The 21715-nt window shown below is 58.5% G+C and carries 18 protein-coding genes and 1 pseudogene; 9 read left to right on the top strand and 10 right to left on the bottom strand.

What is annotated here, in order from left to right:
- Positions 1-80 precede the first annotated feature (80 nt).
- Genes ACMFWR_RS02285 through ACMFWR_RS02275 form a run of 3 tightly spaced genes read left to right on the top strand, consistent with a single transcriptional unit; the run spans position 81 to position 1502 of the window.
- Positions 81-545, top strand: a complete 465-nt coding sequence (locus ACMFWR_RS02285; RefSeq protein ID WP_413193431.1) for a hypothetical protein — start codon at positions 81-83, stop codon at positions 543-545.
- Positions 545-667: a hypothetical protein gene (locus ACMFWR_RS02280; protein WP_413193430.1), complete on the top strand. Its 123-nt coding sequence runs from the start codon at positions 545-547 to the stop codon at positions 665-667. Before ACMFWR_RS02285 ends, ACMFWR_RS02280 begins: the two co-directional genes overlap by 1 nt.
- Before the next feature lie 49 nt (positions 668-716).
- Positions 717-1502, top strand: a complete 786-nt coding sequence (locus ACMFWR_RS02275) for a metallophosphoesterase (protein WP_413193429.1) — start codon at positions 717-719, stop codon at positions 1500-1502.
- 96 nt (positions 1503-1598) lie between these two features.
- Here ACMFWR_RS02275 and ACMFWR_RS02270 read toward each other — a convergent pair whose 3' ends face one another.
- Positions 1599-3587 (bottom strand): diguanylate cyclase domain-containing protein, encoded by a 1989-nt coding sequence (locus ACMFWR_RS02270; RefSeq protein ID WP_413193428.1) that lies wholly within the window; start codon positions 3585-3587, stop codon positions 1599-1601.
- A gap of 657 nt (positions 3588-4244) precedes the next feature.
- Between ACMFWR_RS02270 and ACMFWR_RS02265 the strand changes: the two genes are divergently transcribed.
- A complete protein-coding gene (locus tag ACMFWR_RS02265) occupies positions 4245-4760 on the top strand; it encodes an arsenate reductase ArsC (protein ID WP_413193427.1) in 516 nt (171 codons plus the stop codon).
- A gap of 68 nt (positions 4761-4828) precedes the next feature.
- Here ACMFWR_RS02265 and ACMFWR_RS02260 read toward each other — a convergent pair whose 3' ends face one another.
- Positions 4829-5980 carry a Gfo/Idh/MocA family protein gene (locus ACMFWR_RS02260; RefSeq protein ID WP_413193426.1) on the bottom strand — a complete coding sequence of 384 codons (1152 nt, stop codon included), beginning with the start codon at positions 5978-5980 and terminating at the stop codon, positions 4829-4831.
- A 188-nt stretch (positions 5981-6168) separates the two neighbouring features.
- The gene (locus tag ACMFWR_RS02255; RefSeq protein WP_413193425.1) at positions 6169-7029 is read right to left on the bottom strand and encodes an FRG domain-containing protein; all 861 of its coding nucleotides are present in this window, start codon (positions 7027-7029) and stop codon (positions 6169-6171) included.
- A 248-nt stretch (positions 7030-7277) separates the two neighbouring features.
- Between ACMFWR_RS02255 and ACMFWR_RS02250 the strand changes: the two are divergent.
- Positions 7278-8603 (top strand): annotated as a pseudogene (locus tag ACMFWR_RS02250) (MFS transporter); the annotation flags it as partial.
- 26 nt (positions 8604-8629) lie between these two features.
- Here ACMFWR_RS02250 and ACMFWR_RS02245 read toward each other — a convergent pair.
- The gene (locus ACMFWR_RS02245; protein ID WP_413193424.1) at positions 8630-8917 is read right to left on the bottom strand and encodes a hypothetical protein; all 288 of its coding nucleotides are present in this window, start codon (positions 8915-8917) and stop codon (positions 8630-8632) included.
- Between the two features lie 154 nt (positions 8918-9071).
- Here ACMFWR_RS02245 and ACMFWR_RS02240 point away from each other — a divergent pair, with 154 nt between their 5' ends.
- The 4 genes from ACMFWR_RS02240 (at position 9072) to ACMFWR_RS02225 (ending at position 13384) form a co-directional block, all read left to right on the top strand.
- A complete protein-coding gene (locus ACMFWR_RS02240; RefSeq protein ID WP_413193423.1) occupies positions 9072-9851 on the top strand; it encodes a hypothetical protein in 780 nt (259 codons plus the stop codon).
- A gap of 181 nt (positions 9852-10032) precedes the next feature.
- The gene (locus ACMFWR_RS02235) at positions 10033-10644 is read left to right on the top strand and encodes a hypothetical protein (RefSeq protein WP_413193422.1); all 612 of its coding nucleotides are present in this window, start codon (positions 10033-10035) and stop codon (positions 10642-10644) included.
- A gap of 447 nt (positions 10645-11091) precedes the next feature.
- Positions 11092-11823 (top strand): hypothetical protein, encoded by a 732-nt coding sequence (locus ACMFWR_RS02230; RefSeq protein ID WP_413193421.1) that lies wholly within the window; start codon positions 11092-11094, stop codon positions 11821-11823.
- 268 nt (positions 11824-12091) lie between these two features.
- Complete coding sequence (locus ACMFWR_RS02225; protein ID WP_413193420.1) at positions 12092-13384, top strand: TAXI family TRAP transporter solute-binding subunit; 1293 nt, start codon at positions 12092-12094, stop codon at positions 13382-13384.
- A gap of 348 nt (positions 13385-13732) precedes the next feature.
- Here ACMFWR_RS02225 and ACMFWR_RS02220 read toward each other — a convergent pair whose 3' ends face one another.
- From ACMFWR_RS02220 to ACMFWR_RS02195, 6 genes are all read right to left on the bottom strand, one after another.
- Positions 13733-15988 (bottom strand): hypothetical protein, encoded by a 2256-nt coding sequence (locus ACMFWR_RS02220; RefSeq protein ID WP_413193419.1) that lies wholly within the window; start codon positions 15986-15988, stop codon positions 13733-13735.
- Positions 15989-16037: 49 nt separating this feature from the next.
- A complete protein-coding gene (locus tag ACMFWR_RS02215) occupies positions 16038-16757 on the bottom strand; it encodes a hypothetical protein (protein WP_413193418.1) in 720 nt (239 codons plus the stop codon).
- A gap of 257 nt (positions 16758-17014) precedes the next feature.
- On the bottom strand, positions 17015-18346 hold the full coding sequence (locus ACMFWR_RS02210) for a hypothetical protein (protein WP_413193417.1): 1332 nt from the start codon (positions 18344-18346) through the stop codon (positions 17015-17017).
- Positions 18347-18477: 131 nt separating this feature from the next.
- The gene (gene istB, locus ACMFWR_RS02205; RefSeq protein ID WP_413193416.1) at positions 18478-19275 is read right to left on the bottom strand and encodes an IS21-like element helper ATPase IstB; all 798 of its coding nucleotides are present in this window, start codon (positions 19273-19275) and stop codon (positions 18478-18480) included.
- Positions 19272-20297: an IS21 family transposase gene (gene istA, locus ACMFWR_RS02200; protein WP_413193415.1), complete on the bottom strand. Its 1026-nt coding sequence runs from the start codon at positions 20295-20297 to the stop codon at positions 19272-19274. Before istA ends, istB begins: the two co-directional genes overlap by 4 nt.
- Positions 20298-20612: 315 nt before the next feature.
- Positions 20613-21314 (bottom strand): TnsD family Tn7-like transposition protein, encoded by a 702-nt coding sequence (locus ACMFWR_RS02195; RefSeq protein WP_413194742.1) that lies wholly within the window; start codon positions 21312-21314, stop codon positions 20613-20615.
- Positions 21315-21715 lie beyond the last annotated feature (401 nt).

Here is a 21715-nt window from a genome sequence, read left to right as displayed (position 1 = left end):
TCAAGCAGTTCTTTCAGTTTCCAGTGTGAAACGACTATACGAAGAGATAGCTTGTCGCGCGTCCATCACGAGTCATGCCCATGAAAGCGATCGATCTCAATCCGAAAGTCCGGAAAGTCAGCCCTTTGTTCTGGGTATTCGAATCCCTCGAAGACGATCCGGGTTTCATGACGCGCAAGTTCTTCATGTTCGACGCGGCCTATCTCGACGGCCTGCTTTACCTCGCCGTGAACGTCGGCGAGGAGCCGTGGAATGGCCTGGTTGTCTGCACGTCGCACGAACACCAGGCAAGCCTGATCGAAGACTTTCCGGAATTGCACGCGCATCCGATCATCGGCAAATGGCTGTACCTGTCGCAAACGCATCCTGATTTCGAATCGCTTGCACTCAAGCTCGCGCGACTCGCATTGCGACGCGATGCGCGCATGGGGATCGAACCCGGAACGCGCAAGCGCTCGGGCTCGGTCAAGCGCGCGCAGTCCGCTAAAAAAACTGCGACGAAGACCGCGACGAAGACGGCAACCCGCACGAAGAAAGGTACGTGATGGGCGACGTCATCCGTAACGGCATCCGTGACGTCATCAGTAGTTTCAACAACGACGCAATGAGCGACCGGGTGGCCGACGAGATACCGTTGTCACAGCAGGCTTACGATTCGAAGGCATGATGCGATTGATTCTCCACATCGCGATGACCACACCGCAAGGACATTCAGCATGAAGTTCCAGATCGCTTCGGATTTGCATCTCGAACAATTCGCCGCGTTTCCGGGATTCCGCGTGATCGAACCCGCTCCCGATGCCGATGCGCTGATTCTCGCCGGCGACGTGCATAGCCACGCCGAGGCGATCCATGCGTTCGACGACTGGCCTGTGCCCGTGATCTATGTGCACGGCAACCACGAATGCTGGCGCGGCGAATATGGTGGCGTGATCGATCAGATTCGCGGCGCGGCCTCACACGCGGGCATTCACTATCTCGAGCGCACGACCATCGAGCTCGGTAGCGTGCGCATTCTCGGCGCGTGCCTGTGGACCGACTATTTGTGGGGCGACCATATTGACGCGGCGATGGAAGAAGCCACGCGACAGATGCACGACCATCGCGTAATCCAGCTCGGCGATGACGCGTGGTTCACGCCGGAATCGGCACGTGCCGAACATCTGCGTACGCGTGAATGGTTCGAGGCCGAACTCGCCAAGCCCTTCGACGGGAAGACGGTGGTCGTCACGCATCACGGCCCGCATCCCGATTCAGTCCATCCGCGCTATGCCGGCGATATCGTCAATGCCGCGTTTGTGAGTGACCTCACGCCGCTGATGCAACACGTCGATCTCTGGGTGCATGGCCACGTGCACGACTCATTCGACTATCGCGTCGGCGCGTGCCGCGTCGTGGTCAATCCACGCGGGTACGCGCGCAATCGAAAATATGTCGACGATCCGTCGCAACTCAAATGGGAAAACGCGGCGTTCAATCCGCAACTGGTGGTGACGGTCTGACGAGCGACGGCGACTCGTCCCCCAGCGCTCAGGCGCCGCGTGGTGGCGGTTCAGGAACTGGGGCCGACCTTCGCATCGAACGTCGACCTGTCCCGGCTATTCGACCCTGACCGCTGCAGCACCGAACAAGGTGTATTGGCTCTTGCCCGCGTGCTTGGCCGCATAGAGTGCACTGTCGGCACGCATGAACAGTTCGTTGGTCGAGCTGCTGTCACGCGGATCGTGAATCGCGGCGCCGACGCTTGCGCGGCAACGAATGTCGCATTCTTCGATGTCGTAGGGCTGCGCAAGCGAATCGACGATCTTGCGAGCGATCGCGTCGATCGTGTCGACGCTGACATCGCGCTCGAGCACGATCGCAAACTCGTCGCCGCCGATGCGCGCGACCGCATCCGTCTCGCTCACGCAGAGCTCAAGGCGTCCGCCGACGAACTCGAGCAGGCGGTCTCCACATGCGTGTCCATGCGTATCGTTGACGTCCTTGAAGTCGTCGAGATCGACGAGCAGCAACGCCATCGGACGAAGGCTGTCGTTCGATCGCTCGAAAGCCGCGGAAACGCGTCGATCGAAGCCCTTGCGGTTGAGCAGCCCGGTCAGGTGATCGACGAGCGTCGTCTGCTCGAGTCGACGAAACTCCTCACGCTCCGTCGTCACGTCGCGCGAAAACACGTGGATGCCGACAAGCTGCTGCTCCGCGTCGCGCACCGGCTTGTAGACCACTTCGAAATAGCGTGTGCCCGCAGGCGTCTGCCATGCATAGTCGAACGTTGACGACTCGCCCGAGCGAGCCAGTGCGATATGCGGGGCGATATGCGTGTCGTACATCGCATCGCCCCAGACTTCGCGCACCGACCGTCCGATCATGTCGGGCACGACGAAGCCATAGCGCGATTCGAACGCACGATTGGCGAACACGTAACGTTCGTTGAGGTCCAGATACGCGACCAGGTCGGGAATACGATTCGCGATCGTCTCGATCAGTTGCTTGCGTTCCTCAGCGAGCTTGCCCGCTTCACGCAGGCTGTCGGTCTTCTGGGTGAGCTGCCGCATCAGCGACGCAAAGGCGCGTGCAAGGTCGCCGACCTCGCCGCGCTGAGTGGTGGCGAGCGCTTTGTAGGCCGCCGGGTCATGTGCACTTTCGATCACCACACGATGCAGATGCTGCACCGGGATCAACAGCCTCCGAACGATGGCATAGACGACCAGCGCGCCGAACACAAGCGCGATGGCCAGTGCGGTGATCAGACGTGGTCGGGTACTCGTGAACGGCGAGTACGCTTCATCGGGCGGCAGGTTCGCAATCAATTCCCAATGCGTCGACCTGAGCTGATGACGAGAAACGATGGGTCCGAGCTTGGGACTCAGTATCCAGAGTCGCCGCGGTGCACTCGGCACGCAGGCGTCGCCGGCACCGCCCACGGTCGCGAGGATCCGCGACACATCGGGATGCATGACATAGGTCGCTTGCGGGCCTTCCGTCACAAGACAGAACGTCCCCGACTGCACCGGCCGCGCGTGCGACAGCTCGTTGAGGAAGTTCTTGCTCTGCAGATCGAGGCCACCGTTGAGCACCGCCACCATGCGGCCATCCGCCGTGCGCACCGGCACCGCGATGATCACGCCTGGCCGTCCCGTGGCCCGGCTGATGACTGGATCGGAGATCGCCAAAGGCGCGCCGTCGGCGAGCTTCTGAAAATAGTCACGATCCGAATACGCGACGTTGGCCTCGATGCCCGGTCGCGTATCGAAGATGCGCTGACCGTCCGGCGAAATCAGCAGCAGCCAGTCGAACGTCGCGGGGATGGCGACCGATTGACGTGCAATGGTCTCGAGATGTTCGGGATCGTGCTCGATGGCAGGCGCAAGATGCACCGCCAGAGCCTGAAGAATGCGCGCCCGGAGTTCGAACTTGTCGTCGAGCTGCGTGGCAACCAAGGCGACCTGATTGTCCTGCTGTTCCTGCAACAAGCGCCGCAAGCCGATATACGCGTAGTGCCTCGCTGTGAAAATCAGCAGCACCATCAACACGGCCAGCACCGAGACGGTAATCGCGACAACGCGAGACTTGAGTGACCACCGTACCATTGTCAATGTGCCGTAACCATCCGTGAGCGACCTGCGCGACCTTCCTTTAGGGTCTTGAACCGAACGCCGCCATCCTCAATCAGGTCGCTCTGACGTGAAGCGCCTGACGGACCTCGTCGACACAGACCGGTGTCGACTGTGTCACTCCCGACTCACGTGGTTCGTGATGTGCGTTGTTCTTCGCGTGAGTATATCGCGCCGATACAGATGGAAACGCGGTTTTCTGGCGCGCCAGCCCCCTGAAAGCGGCCATAAGCTGCATGCGGACAACAGTCACGCAGCATGCTTACGATTTTCTATCGCACGCATGTGGCATTCACTACATCGGCGGAGTCGAGGACATCATCTAAATATGCATGGCAGAAGCTGTTTTCATACAGGGCGCGGGTTTTCGAGCATTCAGTGCGTGACCTAAACCAAAGGCAGCTGTTTTTTTATTCCGCTGCGGCCGATCAGAATCAAGGTTTTGAATCTGCAACCGATAAACAGACAGATGTGTCTCGATTAACGGCGTGTCGTGCAAGACACCGTGCTGTTTAGCTCTGGAAGCCGGTGTTTCGTTCCAATCATCTGCATTTCGCAGATCCACGATGGTTCGACTGACGGCGAGAAACGGATCGCATCACACAGACGAACCGCGCGGTAGCGGAGTGAACGATGAAACAGAAGTGCAATGTGTTGTTCCTGTGTTGGGCTAACTCGGCGCGAAGCATCATGGCCGAGGCGCTGCTGCGCGAACTCGGCGGCAATAAATTTGGCGCATACAGCGCGGGCATTCAGCCTGCGACGAACGTTCACCCGCTCGCGCTTGCGCAGCTCGATCCGCATGTGACGTCGGATCAGCGCATGCGCCCGGCGAGCTGGCATCTGTATGCGCGCCCCGAAGCGCCGAAGATGGATTTGATCATCGCGATGTGCGAGCAATCGGGCGCGCTGTCGCCGACATTGTTCCCCGGCGATCCGATGTTTTGCCGCTGGAATTTCCCTGACCCTGTCGAGAAGCACGGCACCGATGCTGATCAGGCCCGCGCTTTCGAACAGGTCTTCCGCCAGATCCTGCGCCGCATCAGCGTGTTCGTTGCGTTGCCCTTGCATTCGATGAAGCCGGCCGAGACGGTTGCCGCGATCGACGGAATGCATACGATGAATCAGGCCGGACCTTTCGCTGCGTAAGCGGCATCGGAACCCGGCGCTTCGTCGGGAGCGCGGCTACCGGGCCCGGCCCTGCTTCGGCTTCGCGCCTAGCTGCGGTCCACGTCCTGCCATGTTCCGTGGTGCGTGCTCGCGACCGACGCTGCGACAAGCGCGAGCCCTTTGACGCCGTCGGCGGCCGTCGGGTAAAGCGTCGCGCGGCGCGGTGAATCGATCCCCTTGAGTCGCTCGGCTACGCGTTCTGCGAACTCCGTGTAGAGGTTCGCAAACGCCTCGAGATACCCCTCCGGATGACCGATATGAATGCGTGTCGAACGCTGCGCCCCATCGCTCATCTCCGGCCCGAGCCGGCGCGTGATCGTTTCTTCAAAGCCGCCGTGGCGTCGGTGAATCAGCTTGTTGGGTTCTTCCTGATGCCATTCAAGGCCGCCCTTGTCGCCATGAATGCGGAAACTCAGCCCATGCTCCGAACCGGCCGCCGCATTCGTTACCCAGAGCGATCCGCGCGCGCCGTTCTCGTAGTGCAGAAGGGCTGACACATAGTCGTCGACGCTGCGCCCCGGTATCGCCGAGCCGACGTCCGCACACAGCTTCGTGACATCGAGCCCCGTCACATACGCGCCCAAGTGGAATGCGTGCGTGCCGATATCCATCAGCACCAGCGAATCGCCGCCGCGCTTGTTTTCCGTGCGCCATCCCTTGGGCAACTCGCCGGCCAGATAGCTCTGCACGTATTGCAGATGCACTTGCCGGATTTCACCGAGTTCGCCGTTTTGCACCATGTCACGTGCCTGGCGCACCATCGGGAATCCCGTGTAGCAATACGTCACGCAAAACTCGACGCCTTTGCGTTGCGCGGCCACGGCGATCTCGCGCGCCTGCGCGAGCGTATTGGCGAGCGGCTTGTCGCAGATGATATGGAAGCCGTGGTCGATCGCACGCATGCAGATGTCATAGTGCGAGTCGTTGGGTGTCATGATGGCGATCACATCCACGCGGTCGTCCCGCGCGGCTTCTTGCACGAGCATGTCCTGCCACGATGCATACGCGCGCTCAGGCGCAATGCCAAGCTCGGCAGCTGCTTGCCGCGCACGCTCAGGATCCGACGACAATGCCGAGGCAACGATATCGTAGTGTCCGTCGATGCGCGCCGCGATACGGTGCGTCTCGCCAATCATCGAACCCGGGCCACCGCCAACGAGGCCGAGTCTGATCCGCCTGCCGACTTCCTTGATCACCATGCCGTCTCCTCCGTGATTGTGTTGTATCGCGTCGGAGCAGCTTATTCGGAAACCGTCGTGAGCGGCGTTGATCCCGACATCAAAAATGCATCAACGCGTTCGACACCGAGGGCGTTCTGCTTCAGCGTTTTGTCCGGGCGTCGTGCGGCACCGTCTTGCATCAACGTGCTGCCGGCCGTGGCAATCGATCAAGCTTCCGTGTGCTCCAGCCTGGCTTTGACACGTGCCGCCAGCTGCATCAGCGGATCCCACTCGATCGGCGGGTACAGCGCCGTCTCGCTGACAAGCGGGAAATTGGCGTCTGTCCAGAACGTCTGCGGGTTGAACCAGAACTTGGCGATCAGCCTCCGTCCGAAGTCCATCTCGAAGTGGCGGTAAAGCTCCTTCTGCTTGAAGCCTCCCATCTCGGGGTATTCACCCAGCAGATAGCCTTCCTGCACATGCGGGCGAAGCGCGGCCGGCGGACACACACTCGATAGCCGCACTGCCTGAAGTCCCGCTTCGGCACTCGCTGTCAACCCACCACCCAGAAAAGGAATGCCGAGCACGAACAGAAACGCCTCGGTTTGCGCACCGTGCGAGGCGAACGACGCCGCAATGCGCAAGGAATGCGTGACGTCGATCAGCGGTGTCGGACAGACTTCGTAGTGCTGCAACACCGCCCACCGCACGATGCGCTGACGCTGCAAACGCTGCATGCCGAGAAAGCCGTCGTTGACATACTCCTCGGCAAGATAGGCCTCCGCGGCCTCGAGCACCTCAAAGCGCTGTTGCAACTCCGTTGGCGTCGGATTGCCTTTCCTTGCGCGAAACAGCGTCGGCTTGAGCGTTGAATTGTGCTGCGTATTCCGATGATCGGCCCGTTGACCGCGAAACAGCAGCACGTGATCACGATTGCGAAACTGAAGCTCGGCGACCTTCGAGGCCAGCTCGAGAAAGTTGTTCACGAAGTGGCCGTTGCCGCGACGCACGTCCGAGCAGCGGACCGTGACGGCGTCCGCTTGTCCGACGATAAACGACCACAACCTTTGTTGTCCGATCGTCTCCATGGGCCCGTCATGGTGATGAATGGTGAGGCGAGTGTACTCCCGGAACCGTGTCGGTTTGCTTCACGTCGTAGGCCGAGTCTGCTTCTCTGTCCGACATTTCTGAAATAGGGCCGATTACCATTTCAAGACATCAATAAGGCAAGACACTTGGGCCCCTGCGCGTGAAAGGCACTGCCAGTCGCATGCGGATACGCAATCCCGATCGATCGAGATCGATTGCGTCATTTCATAAAGCTCAAGGAGACGCCATGAATTCCTCCCCCAAGGGTGCGTCCGCGCTCGCGGTCACCGATCCCCCGGCCACGTCACCCACCACCGCCTCTCGTCTACGGTCCATCTTCTCCGGCTCCGTAGGCAACCTGATCGAGTGGTATGACTGGTATGTGTATTCAGCCTTCGCACTCTATTTCGCGCGATCGTTCTTTCCGGCCGGCGATCAGACCGCGCAGCTATTGAACACGGCCGCGGTTTTTGCGGTTGGCTTTCTGGCGCGTCCGGTCGGCGGCTGGATCATGGGCCTCTGTGCCGACCGCTATGGCCGACGGTCAGCCTTGCTGATGTCGATCATGCTGATGTGCTTCGGCTCGCTGATCATCGCCCTGTGCCCGTCGTATGCAGAGATCGGCGTTGCGGCGCCCATCCTGCTCGTAACGGCTCGCCTTTTACAGGGTCTGAGTGTCGGTGGCGAGTACGGCACTTCCGCCACCTATCTCAGCGAGATTGCGACATCGCGTCGTCGGGGCTTCTATTCGAGCTTTCAGTACGTAACCCTGATCGCGGGTCAATTGCTTGCACTGGGGCTGCTCGTTGTATTGCAACGATATGTGCTGAGCACCGAACAACTCGAAGCATGGGGCTGGCGCATTCCGTTCTTCGTGGGCGCCGCGTGCGCACTGGCCGCGATGCGTCTGCGCTCGACGATGGAAGAGACGGACGAGTTCAAACGCGCACGCGCATCGAAGCAGGCGCGTGGCGGCCTGGCGGAATTGCGCAAGCACCCGCGCGCGGTGTTGACCGTGATCGGCCTGACGATGGGCGGCACGATCGCGTTCTACACCTACTCGATCTATATGCAGAAGTTCCTCGTCAACACGGTGGGCCTCACCAAGCATGACGCGACACTGATCTCCGCCGCGTCATTGGCGTTGTTCGCCGTGATGCAGCCGATCGTTGGCGCGATCTCCGACCGGATCGGACGGCGGCCTGTGCTGATCGCCTTCGGCGTGCTTGGCACGGCGTTGACCGTACCCATCCTGACCGCGCTGAGCCATACGCATAGCGGTTGGACTGCGTTCTTTCTGATTCTTGGCGCCCTGGCGATCGTCTCGGGTTACACCTCGATCAACGCCGTCGTCAAAGCCGAACTGTTCCCTGCGCAGATACGCGCATTGGGCGTGGGCTTGCCCTACGCGCTGACCGTGTCGATCTTCGGCGGGACGGCGGAGTACATCGCCCTGTGGCTCAAACAAGCGGGTCACGAATCGCTGTTCTATTGGTACGTGACCGCGGCGATCTTCTGTTCACTGCTTGTCTATGCCGGCATGCGCGACACGAGCAAGCATTCGATGATCAAGGAAAAGCAGGAGGTGGCGGCTATCGACTATCGGTCGCCCCCACCCAGCTCACGGGGGAGCATGCCGTCGATGGGCAGAATGGTTCCAGTCACTTCGTAGTGACGAATCTGTCTAATGATGCCGATCGCCGGCCCCGTATAGAGCAGCATTTGATTCACGACGAGCGTATAAAAGCGCGGCTCGACGCTCACGAGCGTCACAAAGCCGCTCGCTCCCTGTGTAAAGGTGATCGAGGCGGACTGATCGAGTTCCGTGGGCAGGCTCTGATAGATGCTTGCCAGACTCGCATGAGGTCCGATATCGGGTGGAGGCACGATATTGATCGTCGAGTTTAAAGCGCGTGTTGTCGCGCTTGTTGTTATGCATGTATTGAGTTCTGGTACCCATGAGAACCCTGCCTGAGCAACCACCTCCCTGATCCCGACGGGTGCTTCAGGCTACCCAGCGCCAACTCCCGGTGCGGGTCAGATGCTACCCGAACTTCGTTACACGGGACTGCGCGCCGCCGCACCAATGAAAGCTTCACGTCTTTTGCATTGCAGCAGCACCACAGGCATGCGAATGTCGCACAAGCTGCGGCGATGCAGCATGCAGGAGCATTGTCGACACGCGAAGGTTATGAAGCACGCTCGTTATTTGCGCGCTGATCAACGAATACGGAACCGCAACTGCCGCGCACTGGTATTCAATGAGATAGCAACCTATAAAGGGCTTAGTTGCGTCCCCACACCTCATTACTCAGTAAGGCTGATGATGGACAGAGATCCCGCAAAGACAGTGCTGCTTTCATTGATCGCAGTCGGTATTGGCCTTGCCGTGATATCGACCGAGAGGAAACGGCGCGACCGCGGAGCAGCGCTCGCGCATCAGCAGCAAGACGTTGTGCTTAGCATCATTGAAGAAAGCGGCATTGCGAGTTTTGCCGATATCAAGGCGCGATATTCCGAGGCGGTCATCCGATTCCCGGTCGCTGGAATCAGAAAACACGAGATTCATAGCGGCGCACTCAAGCGTGCACTGCTCGCGCTGATTCGCACCGATGCCGTGGCGATGACAGACGAGGGGAAATTCCGTCTGAGAGATTCATCGGAAGAGCACGTGCGTCTGGTGAGTGCTGCGACTTTTGTGCGCAGAGCGGCGCGTGCGGACCGGGTTGAAAGCAAGCGGCGCTGGCTCTATGCAGTGACACCGGAAACGCCGTCTCATGGTGGGCCGAGATCGATTACTTCGAGAATTTCGGAGTCGTAGGCGACGTGTTCTTCGGGCCGCAAGCATGCGCCTCGCAACACCAGGTGTCTCGTCTTCGCCGAGTTTCAGAAGCATTCGACGGCCGCCCGCTCGCACGGCTAACGCTAGTGAGCGACAAGGAATATGTCGCGTCGGCGTTATGTTTCTACAATAGCGGTCGATCCCTTCTTCGACCGCCCTCATGAAAGCAGTCAAAACGCTTCTGGTCGCCGCTGCATTGCTTACCGCAGCGCCACTCTGTCTGGCTGATGAAACAATCGTCTTTCTGCGGCACGGCGAAAAGCCCGCAGCCGGGCTTGGACAGCTGGATTGCCAGGGCCTCCAGCGCTCACTCCATCTGCCGGCCGTGTTGAACACGCTGTTCGGAAAACCCACCGCGATTTTTGCGCCGAATCCAAGCGTTCGGAAAGACGATAGCGGGGTGTCGTATGACTACGTGCGCCCGCTCGCGACTATTGAGCCCACTGCAATTACATTCGCACTGCCCGTGAATACGGATATCGGGTTCAAGGATGTCGATGGTCTGCGCAAAGCGTTGACGGCCCCTGAATATGCAAACGCCATCGTCTTCGTCGCCTGGGAACATCACCTCGCACGCACCGTGACAAAGGACCTGCTCAAACAATTCGGAGGCGATGACAAAAGCGTGCCGAAGTGGGAAAGCGATGACTTCGATAGTTTGTATGTCGTGCGGCTCAAACCCGATGCGAAGGGAAATACGCGCGCATCGTTTGAGTTGATGCATCAGCATCTGAACGAGTTGCCGAAGACGTGTCCGGGCGAGGCGGGTTAGCGCTCAGCGACAGGAGCACCATCTGCGCATTTCATAGCGCTGCAAGGACAAGCCAGCGCGCGAAGGATCTGCATACGTTTGCACATAACGCTCAAACACCCGTCGGGTACTGTACGCACATGCAGAGCGTGCGTCAGTATGGCGCGTCATCACACAAACGCAGCGGGTGGTCTCGTGAATCTCCAAGCCGAACTGGGTTCTCTGTTCGAGGTACATGCCGAGGAGCATGGCGCACAACGGGTCATGACGCCCTTCGAATTTCCCGGAACGGGAGATCGCATCATCGTTCGGGTGCGGCATCACAAAGAAGGTTATTTGATCGATGAGAACGGCGAGGCGTGCTTCCGAGCGAATATGGCCGGCGGCGATACGGAGTCGGATGAAATCGCTCGATGGGCACGTGCGCTTGCGTCGTGTGGGTGCGTCAAGCTACTCAAAGACGAGACCTTGACCGCAACGACCAACGACGTTCGAGTTGTTGCCTCGCTTGTTTTTCAGGTCGCCGAAGCTGCTCAACAACTGTATGCGCTTTCGATCGCACGCACTAACCTGCAATCGTTCGACTCTGCGGTCCGATTGGCCAACGCTGAACGCGCGGCTCGTACGCTGCTCAAGCGACCCATCGAGTCGGACGTTGAGCTACCCGTTGCCGGCATACGTGCAGCCACGGCTATCGAAGGGGTACCGAATGCCACGGAGCAACTTGACGAGAACGTCAGTACGTACGTCGAGCGTGTCAGAGTTTTTATGGAGCAGGCGCGGGCGTGGTGTACCGCGCATGGACTCAGAGTCGAATCCCTGCCAGCGGTCGTCATTGAGTCCTGCGCGCCCAAGTATCTGGCACCCTCGCTGCTCATCCTGAATGGACAGAGCGGCGTGCCTATCGCCGAGTTACTTCCGACGGGTTCGGCGATCATGTGTGCGCAAGGACGGATCGACTTGAAAGGGTGTTTGGCTCGTCATGCCCTTCTTTATCAAACTCGTGACGACCCCGAACGCACGGCGAGTGCTGCGTCGGGTGATGATGTGATCTCGCGCGCGATGCACTCTTCTGCGTACTCAGGCCATGCCGGAGATGGATGGTATTGGCGCGAGGCCCAAATTCGGAAGGCCAAACTCGTCGACGAATCGCTCTTCTTGGAAATGATCACGGATGTCTCGGACCATGAGTTTCAGTAATCCGCTTCAACCCGTTTACAGCACTATTACCGAGTGTGGCGCACGCTGTGGCGCTCAATGCAGCGGGTCCACGCTAGCGGGTTGAAGAGGGAGACGTCGAGCTTTTTCGTGTTCGAGGCGCGTGACGTATTAGCGCTCCGTTCAGCACGATGCAGGTCTCATCAGTATCATCATTTTTGTGTCAGGCAAATTCGCCCACAAACTTGATGATTTTGATCAGGGCATGAGTCCCCCAAGATCCCTCCATCACCGCCAACCGAATGCCCCGATGACCCGAGCTCGCAAGAGCCTGCTTGTTGTTGGGATCATCTTGCTTTTGGCTTTGCTCGGATGGATCCTCGCGCTCATTATCGCCCCCGCGTTCCAGAACACGATCGTCATGACCGCTGGCGTGGACAACGGCATTTACCGCGGTTTCGCGGACAAATATGCAGCGGTCCTTAAACGGCAGGGTATCAATCTCGAGATCCACAGTTCTTCGGGCGCTGTCGAAAACTATGAGCGACTCAAGGACCCTGGCAGCAAGTACGACGTTGGCTTTATTCAATCAGGCACGACTCATCCTCAGCCATCCGATCATCTCGAAACGATCGCGGTGGTCTCGTACGAGCCGATCTGGGTGTTTTATCGCGGTAGTACGGACCTGACTCGCCTCGCCGACCTACGCGGCAAAACGATTGCCGTTGGTGTGCCGGGTAGCGGACTGAATAATGTCGCGATGGCGTTGCTCAGCTTTAGCGATGTCACGCGCGAGAACTCGACGCTGCTCGAAATGGACGCTGTGCGTTCTTACGACGCGCTCGCAAGCAAGAAGGTCGACGCAGGCTTTTTTATCGGACGCCCCGACGCAGTCATTCAGCAAAAGCTACTGAATAGCGACCTCAAGCTGATGAGCTTTTCCCAGGCCGATGCCCTTGTTCAGAAATTCCCTTCACTCTCGAAGATCATCTATCCGCGCGGGTCGACAAGCATCGTCAAGGACCTGCCTCGCACGGATGTGACACTGCTCGCCGCCACTGCCCTGCTTGTTGCGAAGGACGCGCTTCATCCCGCGATGGTCTATGTGCTTCTCGAGGCAGCGAAGCAAGTACATGGCGGCGAGGACTACTTCACGCCGATCGGCGCGTTTCCCAACCTGAAGACCGACGAGTTCCCGGTGTCAGGCGAGAGCGAGCGATACTTCAAATCGGGGCAGCCTTTTCTGCTGCACTACCTGCCGTTCTGGCTCGCGAGCTTTATCGAGCGCCGCCTTTTGATCCTTCTACCCTTTATGGCGGTCCTGTTCGGTCTGATCCAGGCGCTCCCGCGCTTCTATGAGGCGCAGGTCAAGAAGCGGCTCGTCGTCTGGTATCGCGATCTCAAGGCGCTGGACGATGAACTTTGGACAACTCGATCGCCGACTTCGGAGCAGATCGCCCGATGGCGAGATGAAATCGAATACATCGACGCGCAGGCCAGCCGCATCCGGATGCCGCGCAAATACATCCAGGATGTGTATTTGCTCAAGCAAGCCATTGGGGTCGTGCGGGCACGGATAGGGAAACTGACAGAGCCCCTTTGATCTTGCGTCAATGCCGGCACAGCGCCGTGCACTACGAACTTGCTAAAGAAATTTCGGGCACGAGTTGCGTCACAGCCTCGCCCGGCACGCTTTTGCGCCGGACGAGTCACCTTGCTGCACGCAACTCATTTGCTGATTCTGGTGCTGTGTCAGGGAAACGATAGGCTTCCGTTTGGCCGTCGATTGACTCGCCGTGCCCCGCTGGATAAGGCTTTCCGGTTTCCCAAACGCAAAACGCGAAGCGCGGTCACCCCCCATTCTTGGTCAAACTCGCTTGATAGGCCGCGCAGGAAAAGAAAGCCTTCCGAAGCCCGCCCACCAAGCGATTCAAGGTGATTGCCCCCCTCGTTAAAAATCGATGTCAATCTCCGAGGCATCCTCCGCTACATGATGGGTGAGGCCGTCCGCTGCGACTCGCACTTCATCTGAAGCTGTCCTAGCGCTTCTATTCACCTTCGCCAATATTGCGCGGGTGTCGGCTGCACCTGTATGCGCCACGGCGGTCCTTCGGGCTCGCCGGCTGTTGACCTCCAGTGGAAGCCCTTCGACAGCGTCCATCTGCTTCTTGGTGGCCTGTGAAACGCCGCCGCGTTTGACCGCCTGGTCGACTGTAGGATGGTCCCGAGTCTTGAGCAGTTGGTCGCCGAGGTCGGAGAGGTCACGAAACTGAAAGTAGTCGCGAATGTCGGGAATCGAAACGCCGAATTTCGACAACGTCAACTTTGTGGCCTCAAGTTCTTCGAAGTAGCCGTTGTCATCCCATATCGCATGTAACTGCGACGTGAACAGTTCATATCCTGCTACTGGCATCGATTGCCCGTGAATGGCTTCATATTCAACGGCTCTCCTTCGAAGCTCGAATGAAGTGAACTCCTTCTTCTGAAGGGTTACGACGCCGCCGGGGGCCACGGTTTTGAAAGGCTTCGCGAGCCGACGAATCACATCCTCTTCGGTTAGCTCCCACGCCGCATCCCCCTCGCGCATAGCCATGTTGAACTGGAACATGTGCTTCGGCACCGGCGGGACATTCGCCTCAAGCATGACGCTGTTCCTAAGCCTGCGCATGTCCGCCTGCAAGTTGTATCGGCTTATTGCTGTGAGCAACGCCCGCATAAAATCCCTCAGCGTGAGCGTCGCTCCGGCTGGAGCCTTTCGTAACTTGTTCCTGTTCCGTTTCCTCGCTTCTTCCTTCTCCGTCGCCGTGCCGTTAACTACCTCACCGTGCGTGACGCCAGGCAAATGAGCGATTTCGTCCTGGAAGAAACTCATCAATTGCTCAACGTCACCTTTTGCCTTCCCCTCGCCAGGTCGCGCCATCAGTAAGCGCAGCCGCATCAGCTTGACGACCGCTCTTCTTACTTTTTCGGAAATTCCGGAGCCGCGGTCCACGAAAATCGCGCTCGGGCAGCCAAATACCATGCCGTTCAAGTGCGCCAGGTCCCATCGCGCGAGGTCTTCTTCCTTGTCTGTGCAGACGCTGAAGAGACACGCCAAGTATGAATCTCCGTCTTCCGGTCGATATGTTACGTACCATCCGACGATGGCGCGACTTGACCTATCAATCGCGAGAAGGACCGTGGGTTTCAACACTCCGTTGATTGCTACAACCGAGTCGCCAACGCGCAGAAAGCAATCGGCAACGGTGCCGTCGATATCGACTACGTTGAGGTCACCATTTGCTATTTTCGCCGAGTAACTTTTCCCCTTCGCTGAACTGCGGAGCACAGCCATTCTGGCCCGTTCTTGCTTAAATAACGGTCTCCCGATTTTTTTGAGGTTGTCCTCCGACGGCAGTTTCACCGGGCTGATGGGAAAGCTCCGCTTTTCTCCATCGGCCCCACGATTGCTGATACGCATGCCTGCCAGGAAACGTCGAACAATCGCGGTGAGCTTCGCACCAGGAGCGTTCGCTTCCCGTTGCACGAAGTTCGAAAACCTTGCGTGCATGCGCGCTGTAACTTGCACGCGGGTCAATTTAGTCTGCGGATTGATGAGTTGCGCGTAGGTCTTCCGACCGGCATCAATTCGCGTCCCGTCTTCGTGTCGCGCGCCGCGCCTCTCGATACCGGGCCCACCCTTTTCCCAATCATGGTCTATGAGGGCAAACTTATGCTCGCCGTAAAAGAGGTAGCGTTCGTAGTATTGGCGTACTGTCTTCTCGGATAGGTTGTACTTCGTCGCTGCATCGCTCACGGCAGTCGCGTACACCTTCCGATTCTTGAACGCAGCGTCGCCATGCGCGCTCACGATGTGCTCAACGACGTCCGTCTTACTCTTGAGGTTCGCTTCCGCATCCCCCGAGGCGACGAAGCTGTTCATCTCTGGCGGTATGCCACGCTCGGACACGCGCCAAACCATCTTCCTCTCTCTCAGCGCTCGGAGGTGCTCAATCGGCAGCACAAATCGATTACGCTTTGTATTAGGTGCGCGATTCAGATTCAGAACATCGTCCTTCGTCGAACCGAGGTCAACGACGTATGCTCGCGCCTCGTCTTCCCCTAAGTAGCGAATGAGCTTCTGTGTTTCCTTGTCGACCACTAGAACCAAGTTGCAGTTCTTTGGGAATAGCAGCCCGGGACTGGCTGCTTCATCGCTGTTTTCCATGGTGATAACTCCTTTACCTTCAGCCACCTCCGTGGCGTCCCCCGTCAAATTAGGCGCGTACGAATTTAAGTGGCTCCGTCCGCGCGAAGAGATACTGCACGTCCCACCTCAGATGCCCGAGGAACAACGCCACTGCGAGTAGACGGAACGACGTCTGTCTATTCAAACCTAGGATATTTCCAACCATAGGGACTACTCGCGACGCTGGTCCGTCTGCTTGGGTTTCCAGCAGCGCCTCCGAGAGCTGTCGTGCTCCTCCCATCAACTGCTCCAGTTCATCGAGCTCGACGTACTTCATGTAAGAGAACATTCGCAGATAGCTTTCGTACTCAACTTCGGAAACTGCGTCCTCCGTCATGACTTCGTGCGACGTACCCCATATCCACAGCTCATCTACTTCCCGTTGATGCCGTGAAATCACGTTCGGCAGCTTCAAGTGCGCAGCCGGCTTCCCGGACACGCCGTGATAGATGAGGTGGGGTATGCCGGGCACCTTCAGCGTCAGCATGAAATCGACAGTCATAAGTTCGTTGCGCGGAAACATCCGGCCTTCTCGGCAATAGGCGAGAAAGGATTCGCGATTCCACAGAGGGTATTGAGTTCGAATCTCGACTACGAACGGACACATCTCGAAATACGCCAGGAGCCGAGCCTCCAAATGTGAATGGCACGCGACCTGTCCACCTGCTTTGAAGCTGAAGTAGTAGCCGGCCACCCCCACGCGGCTGTCGCTAGCTTTCTTCCAACACTCGAATTGCGGGGCACTCAAGACACCGCGCCGGTCACGCTTGGGAAGCGCTATTGGCCATTGAAGTATCGGATGTCCCGTTAGGCGGCGAAGTTGGAGCCGTTCGCCGAGTACCGCGTCGACCTCGAGGTCTTGTTGCTCCTTTCCCTTTGATTTCGGCGTCTCGATAGGTTCCGACCATGGATACCAATCGGTCGAGCGGACGCCGCTCGCAATCGCACTTCCGCGTAACAGTCTTCCGCGAGCTCGCGAGAAAGACAGGTGTGAGCAATCCCCAATCAGCCTTCGTTTTGCTTCAACCATTTTCTCCCCCGCGTAAAGCGTCTGGATAGCTGCCGTCCCTGCAAACCGTCGAAGGTCTTCTTTTTTGCCCACTCAGAACGTGGGTCAATGCCCCGAGCAAGCGATACAAAGATGTCAATCTTTCGATTGCGCCACGTTGTAAGCGTGTCCGCGCACTCGTTGAGAGCAGTCTCAAGTTCCGGGCCACCCGCTCCCCGCCTGTACGCCGCTTCGTTACCTACCTCACTGAGCAAGAGGGCCCTGCTGATATAGCGTTCCGGACGAGTCCGAACTGTCTCGGCGTAGCGCCTTCTGACCAAGGCCGCCATCTCTGAATCTCGTTTAAAGCTTCGGTCGACTTGGGCGAGAGATGTAGGCACGCGGGCTTGAGTCGGAAGAGTTGCATCCAACCACCCTTCATCGAAGTTCTTCGCAAAGAACACGAGCTTCTCGCCGTTCGGAAGGAAGTGAAAATCCGACCGCACAAGATTTCTGTTCTGCGCAATCGCAAGCAAAATCTTGGCTCTACAGTCAGCTCGGAAGCGAGAGAACTCAGCTGGACCAAGCTGGCTAATTTGACGACGCCACCTCACCGATTTCGTGTTGTTGTGTGGGCGAATTCGCTGTGGCGTGTAGCGCTCGGCCGCGTCGTATTGGCCGGGGTTCGTACCCCTTTCAACCGTTTCCGCAAGGAACTCCGGCCAGCCTCCGAAGAGGCTCCATATTGCAGCGATGTTCTGAACGGGATTTATTAGCGGCCCCTCGACACCGTAGCGACCACCGGCCCGTTCAATACTAGATTCCGTGAAGCGTAGAGAGGAGATAAGGTCTGCCCCCAAGCGAGATTCGAACTGTTCGCGTGCAACCCGATGGTAGTCGCGTCGCCCCAAACTGTGCGCGATTGCACTCACTCGTCGTTTAAGCACGGGTGCCGTGTTATCAGCTAGTTCCGATAAGTCGACGTTCCCTGTTAGAACGTCTTGCGCCATCCTCGCAATTTGAACGGCCGCGTCAACGCCGTTCGGATGCTCGATTGTCTCGAGGTGTTTGAGCGAGCGCCCGCAAACACATGAGTCACGTGGAAACCAAGTTTTGCGCGCCCTCCGATGGCTGAGGTCGCAATGCTCGCAGAAAGTCATCAGCGGCTCGGCATGAGTGGGGCAGAAGAAGATTGATGGCATAAGGTGGATACGCCGCCAGATAGAGAAGCCGTGCTCCTTAACATCGGATGAAATGCAGCTTAGACACACGGCGAGGCGCCCTCTGGTGTGCATCACCAGATGCTGCGTTGCTCCACGTTCGCGCCCTGTCTCGTACTGCTCTAGCATCCTTAACTTTTTGGCCCGCGGTAGAAACGCGCTGTTGTCAACGGCACTCCGGAATTGATACAGCGACTTCCGGCATCGGCACTTTAGATTTGATACACCGATTTGTGGTGTTATTGCGGTGCCGGCCGCGCTCAGTGGGCGTCGTCCTCCTTTGGCACAGCCGATCTCTTCGAGACCAACCCGGCCCGTCGTTTCTCGCGTAGCCGGTAGCTCTCCCCTTGGATGGCCACGACGTGAGCGTGATGCAAGAGCCGATCAAGCATCGCGGCAGTCAGCGTTGCGTCGTCGGCGAACGTCTGATCCCATTGCCCGAACGGAAGGTTGCTGGTCACGATCAGACTGCCGCGCTCGTATCGTTTGGCAATCACCTGGAAGAACAGGTTGGCTTGCTCGCGACTCATGGGCAGGTATCCGATCTCATCGATGATCAACAGTCGGTACGGATTCACGAATCGTTTGAGCGCGTCGCCGAGCTGATTTTGTCGATGCGCCGTTGTCAATATCATCAGCAGATCCGCCGCCGTGATGAAGCGCACCTTGATGCCCGCCTGCGTCGCGGCATAGCCCAGTGCCATCGCGATGTGCGTTTTGCCCGTGCCGCTCGGTCCGAGCAATACGACGTTCTCGTTGCGCTCCAGGAAGGCAAGGCTCGACAGCTCTTGAACCTGCGATCTCGGCACGCCGCTAGCGATGGCGAAGTCGAAGCCATCCAGAGTCTTGATCGCCGGGAAGCCTGCCAGGCGTGCGAACGTCGCTCGCTGCCGCACGAGCCGCGCCGTGTGCTCGGCCTTCAACACCGACTCCAGGAACTCGGTCAGGTTGATCTCGTCGGCGATGGCCTTCTGAGCCAAATGCGGCAGCACGTCAGCGACCGTCGAGAGCTTGAGTTGGGCACATAGCTGCGCCACACGTTCATGTGCGACGTTCATGCGGCAACCCGAATCAACTGGTCATACACCGACAGCGGGTGCTGCAGCGGAGAGAGCCAGTCGTGGAATCGCTCACGCAACTCTTGCCCGCTCGCCGGCGTCGTTGCTGGCAACAAGGCCGGATACGGCGGCGGCAGACTCTGCAATGCCTTCTGCTCCACAAGCAACTGTTCGCCCGGCTTGAGCTTGGTTGTCCCATGTACCCGCATGTGTGCGACCTCGCGCAGCCAGCGCCACACTTGAGTGTTGGCTGTCGTCACGTCTAGCTCAACACTCGCCGCCTTGAACTGAGCGGCCAACGGTACGTAGAAACTGCGGCGCAAATAGCCGTTCATCCGTTCGACTTTGCCCTTGGTCTTGGCGCGGTACGGCTGACACAGCTCGGGTTGGAACCCATAGTGCCGAGCAAAGTCGAGAAACCCAGGTTGGAAGCGATGCTGCTTCGGACCATATGCGTCTCGCTCAACTACGACAGTCTTCATATTGTCGTAGAGCCCTCGCCGAGGCACGCCGCCGAACCAATCGAAACAATTGGCATGGCACGTCAGCAAAGTATCGAGTCGCATGTCGGAAACGAACTCGACGTACGCCGCGCGGCTGTAGCCGAGAGTGGCGACGAACGCGAACAGGTTCGCACCTTTGCGCCTGCGGAACTCGACCCAATCCACCTGCATTTGATCGCCTGCAGCAGTTTCGAATCGCACGAGCGGATCGGGTGGTTGCGCGGGGCGCAGCGTAGCCACGAATTTGCGCACGACCCGCTCGCCGCCGCCAAACCCCATCGCCTGAATCTCGCGCCACAGGACTGTCGCCGGAATCCACTCGGGTGCCGCTGCCGCTACGCGTTCTCGTAGATAGGCTTCGTACGGAACCAGTATCGACTCACGTGGCGTCGTTGCAGGCCGAAACGTCGGCGCGTCCTGCGCCGCCAAGTACTTCCTCACCGTGTTGACTGAGCAGCCAACCTCACAAGCTATGGCGCGAAGGCTCTTGCCCTGTTTGTGCAATATCTTGATCTGCATGTATCCCTCGTACGAGACCATCGCCGCTCAAAGCGGCCATTATCCCTTCGTCGAGGTGTATCAATTCCTCAGTGCCGACTGTGTATCAATTTACCAGTGCCGCTGACACTGTTTAGAAGATACCGCGTGTGCTTCATGACCACGTCGTTCAGCGAGGGCAGTAGGGCATGGAAAAGTTCCTTAGTCACTGCCACATTGGTGCTATGCACGAATGCCGGTCGATGACCGTCTCTTTGAAGCAGAGTCATCAACCCACTGTGACCGCTGACGTTGCTAAGTTCGGTTTGCCGGACGACAAACCCTGTGATGTCCTCTTCAGGTCGGATTTTTGTCGCGTGAAAGGGAATTACGTTGCTCATTTTTTCTTGTATTCAGCTCGTCTAACCGACGAGTCTTAAGTTGTCTGACTGTCGATTGACGCAGTTTCGCCGCGCGCGCCACACGCCATTCCTTGAGCTGGACGGAGCGTTGCCCTCTGGCTACCCACGCAATACGGTCCGTAACGTGCTCATCACGGCTCTGTGTGAAGCCGCCTCGCGAAGTGCGAGCGAGCGAAGAATTGAGCGCGTATTCGCTGACTCCCAACATCAGTCGAAGTCGATACGCACTTTTCCTCGCTGGTGGCCCTTCAGCCGTATCAAGGATGCGCTCTGCATCTCGGACAGAGTGGGTCAGGGCAGCCAGTGGGATGCGCGGTCTGCGGCGGGGAAGTCTTGCGCGGCGCGTCGCTGCAGGCGTCGCATGCCTAAGCCACTGACGCTCGTGGCGATACAACTGAGCGAACGTCGCCGACGCACGTAGCCGGAGTTGTGTCTGCGTCGAGTTGGGTCTTTCGTCCTTGAGCGATTGCCAATCTTGCTTCGCCCTCTCACTCGCTTGTTTCACTCGGCGCCTGTAGTTCGAGTCAACCCAGGGCATCGCCTTTAGGACTCGGTACACGGTCGTCGTCGACGTACTGGTGACGCGACCTACTTCCTGAGGCGCTAGTCCGCGAAGCAGATGTTCGCGAATCTGCATCAGCTTTTCGTCGGTCAACTTAGACGGTCTGGCATCAACAGGGATTTCCGCGCCCCGGCAGAAAATAGACAGCTGATGTGGGCTCGTGTGAAGGACTCGCGCGGCGGAGACGACCGTACCGAACTCGGACAGTGCCGCCCGCACCGTGTCGTTGGTGAGTCTGTTTGTCTCGCGAGGGCTGGGGCGCCCCTTGCTCACGCTGTCGCATTCGCATTGCCGCGCGAACCAGGTCAACAAGATGCACCAGACGGGATGCACCGCGTGGTCTTCACGAACAAGCGCGCGGAGCGCCACTTCAAGGTAGTTGGAGTTGGTTACGAGTTCAGTTAGCCGGCAGTCATCGAAGTGGTTACGAAAGAACGAGCGAAATTCCGACACCAGCTTGGACAACCTGAAGCGAT

This window comes from Pararobbsia alpina (genome assembly GCF_965118125.1).
In the GTDB taxonomy this organism is placed as follows: domain Bacteria; phylum Pseudomonadota; class Gammaproteobacteria; order Burkholderiales; family Burkholderiaceae; genus Pararobbsia; species Pararobbsia alpina_A.
The sequence above is the reverse complement of the archived record's forward strand: the minus strand, read 5'-3'. Positions and strand labels throughout refer to the sequence as shown.

What these genes read in the sequence shown, in the direction of transcription:
- ACMFWR_RS02225 (WP_413193420.1), top strand. Translation starts at nt 12,092, where the DNA reads ATGACCCGAGCTCGCAAGAGCCTGCTTGTTGTTGGGATCATCTTGCTT.
- ACMFWR_RS02285 (WP_413193431.1), top strand. Translation starts at nt 81, where the DNA reads ATGAAAGCGATCGATCTCAATCCGAAAGTCCGGAAAGTCAGCCCTTTG.
- ACMFWR_RS02270 (WP_413193428.1), bottom strand. Translation starts at nt 3,587, where the DNA reads ATGGTACGGTGGTCACTCAAGTCTCGCGTTGTCGCGATTACCGTCTCG.
- ACMFWR_RS02210 (WP_413193417.1), bottom strand. Translation starts at nt 18,346, where the DNA reads ATGCTAGAGCAGTACGAGACAGGGCGCGAACGTGGAGCAACGCAGCAT.
- ACMFWR_RS02255 (WP_413193425.1), bottom strand. Translation starts at nt 7,029, where the DNA reads ATGGAGACGATCGGACAACAAAGGTTGTGGTCGTTTATCGTCGGACAA.
- ACMFWR_RS02195 (WP_413194742.1), bottom strand. Translation starts at nt 21,314, where the DNA reads ATGCAGATTCGCGAACATCTGCTTCGCGGACTAGCGCCTCAGGAAGTA.
- ACMFWR_RS02265 (WP_413193427.1), top strand. Translation starts at nt 4,245, where the DNA reads ATGAAACAGAAGTGCAATGTGTTGTTCCTGTGTTGGGCTAACTCGGCG.
- ACMFWR_RS02235 (WP_413193422.1), top strand. Translation starts at nt 10,033, where the DNA reads ATGAAAGCAGTCAAAACGCTTCTGGTCGCCGCTGCATTGCTTACCGCA.
- ACMFWR_RS02240 (WP_413193423.1), top strand. Translation starts at nt 9,072, where the DNA reads ATGCTACCCGAACTTCGTTACACGGGACTGCGCGCCGCCGCACCAATG.
- ACMFWR_RS02280 (WP_413193430.1), top strand. Translation starts at nt 545, where the DNA reads ATGGGCGACGTCATCCGTAACGGCATCCGTGACGTCATCAGTAGTTTC.
- istB (WP_413193416.1), bottom strand. Translation starts at nt 19,275, where the DNA reads ATGAACGTCGCACATGAACGTGTGGCGCAGCTATGTGCCCAACTCAAG.
- istA (WP_413193415.1), bottom strand. Translation starts at nt 20,297, where the DNA reads ATGCAGATCAAGATATTGCACAAACAGGGCAAGAGCCTTCGCGCCATA.
- ACMFWR_RS02275 (WP_413193429.1), top strand. Translation starts at nt 717, where the DNA reads ATGAAGTTCCAGATCGCTTCGGATTTGCATCTCGAACAATTCGCCGCG.
- ACMFWR_RS02220 (WP_413193419.1), bottom strand. Translation starts at nt 15,988, where the DNA reads ATGGAAAACAGCGATGAAGCAGCCAGTCCCGGGCTGCTATTCCCAAAG.
- ACMFWR_RS02260 (WP_413193426.1), bottom strand. Translation starts at nt 5,980, where the DNA reads ATGGTGATCAAGGAAGTCGGCAGGCGGATCAGACTCGGCCTCGTTGGC.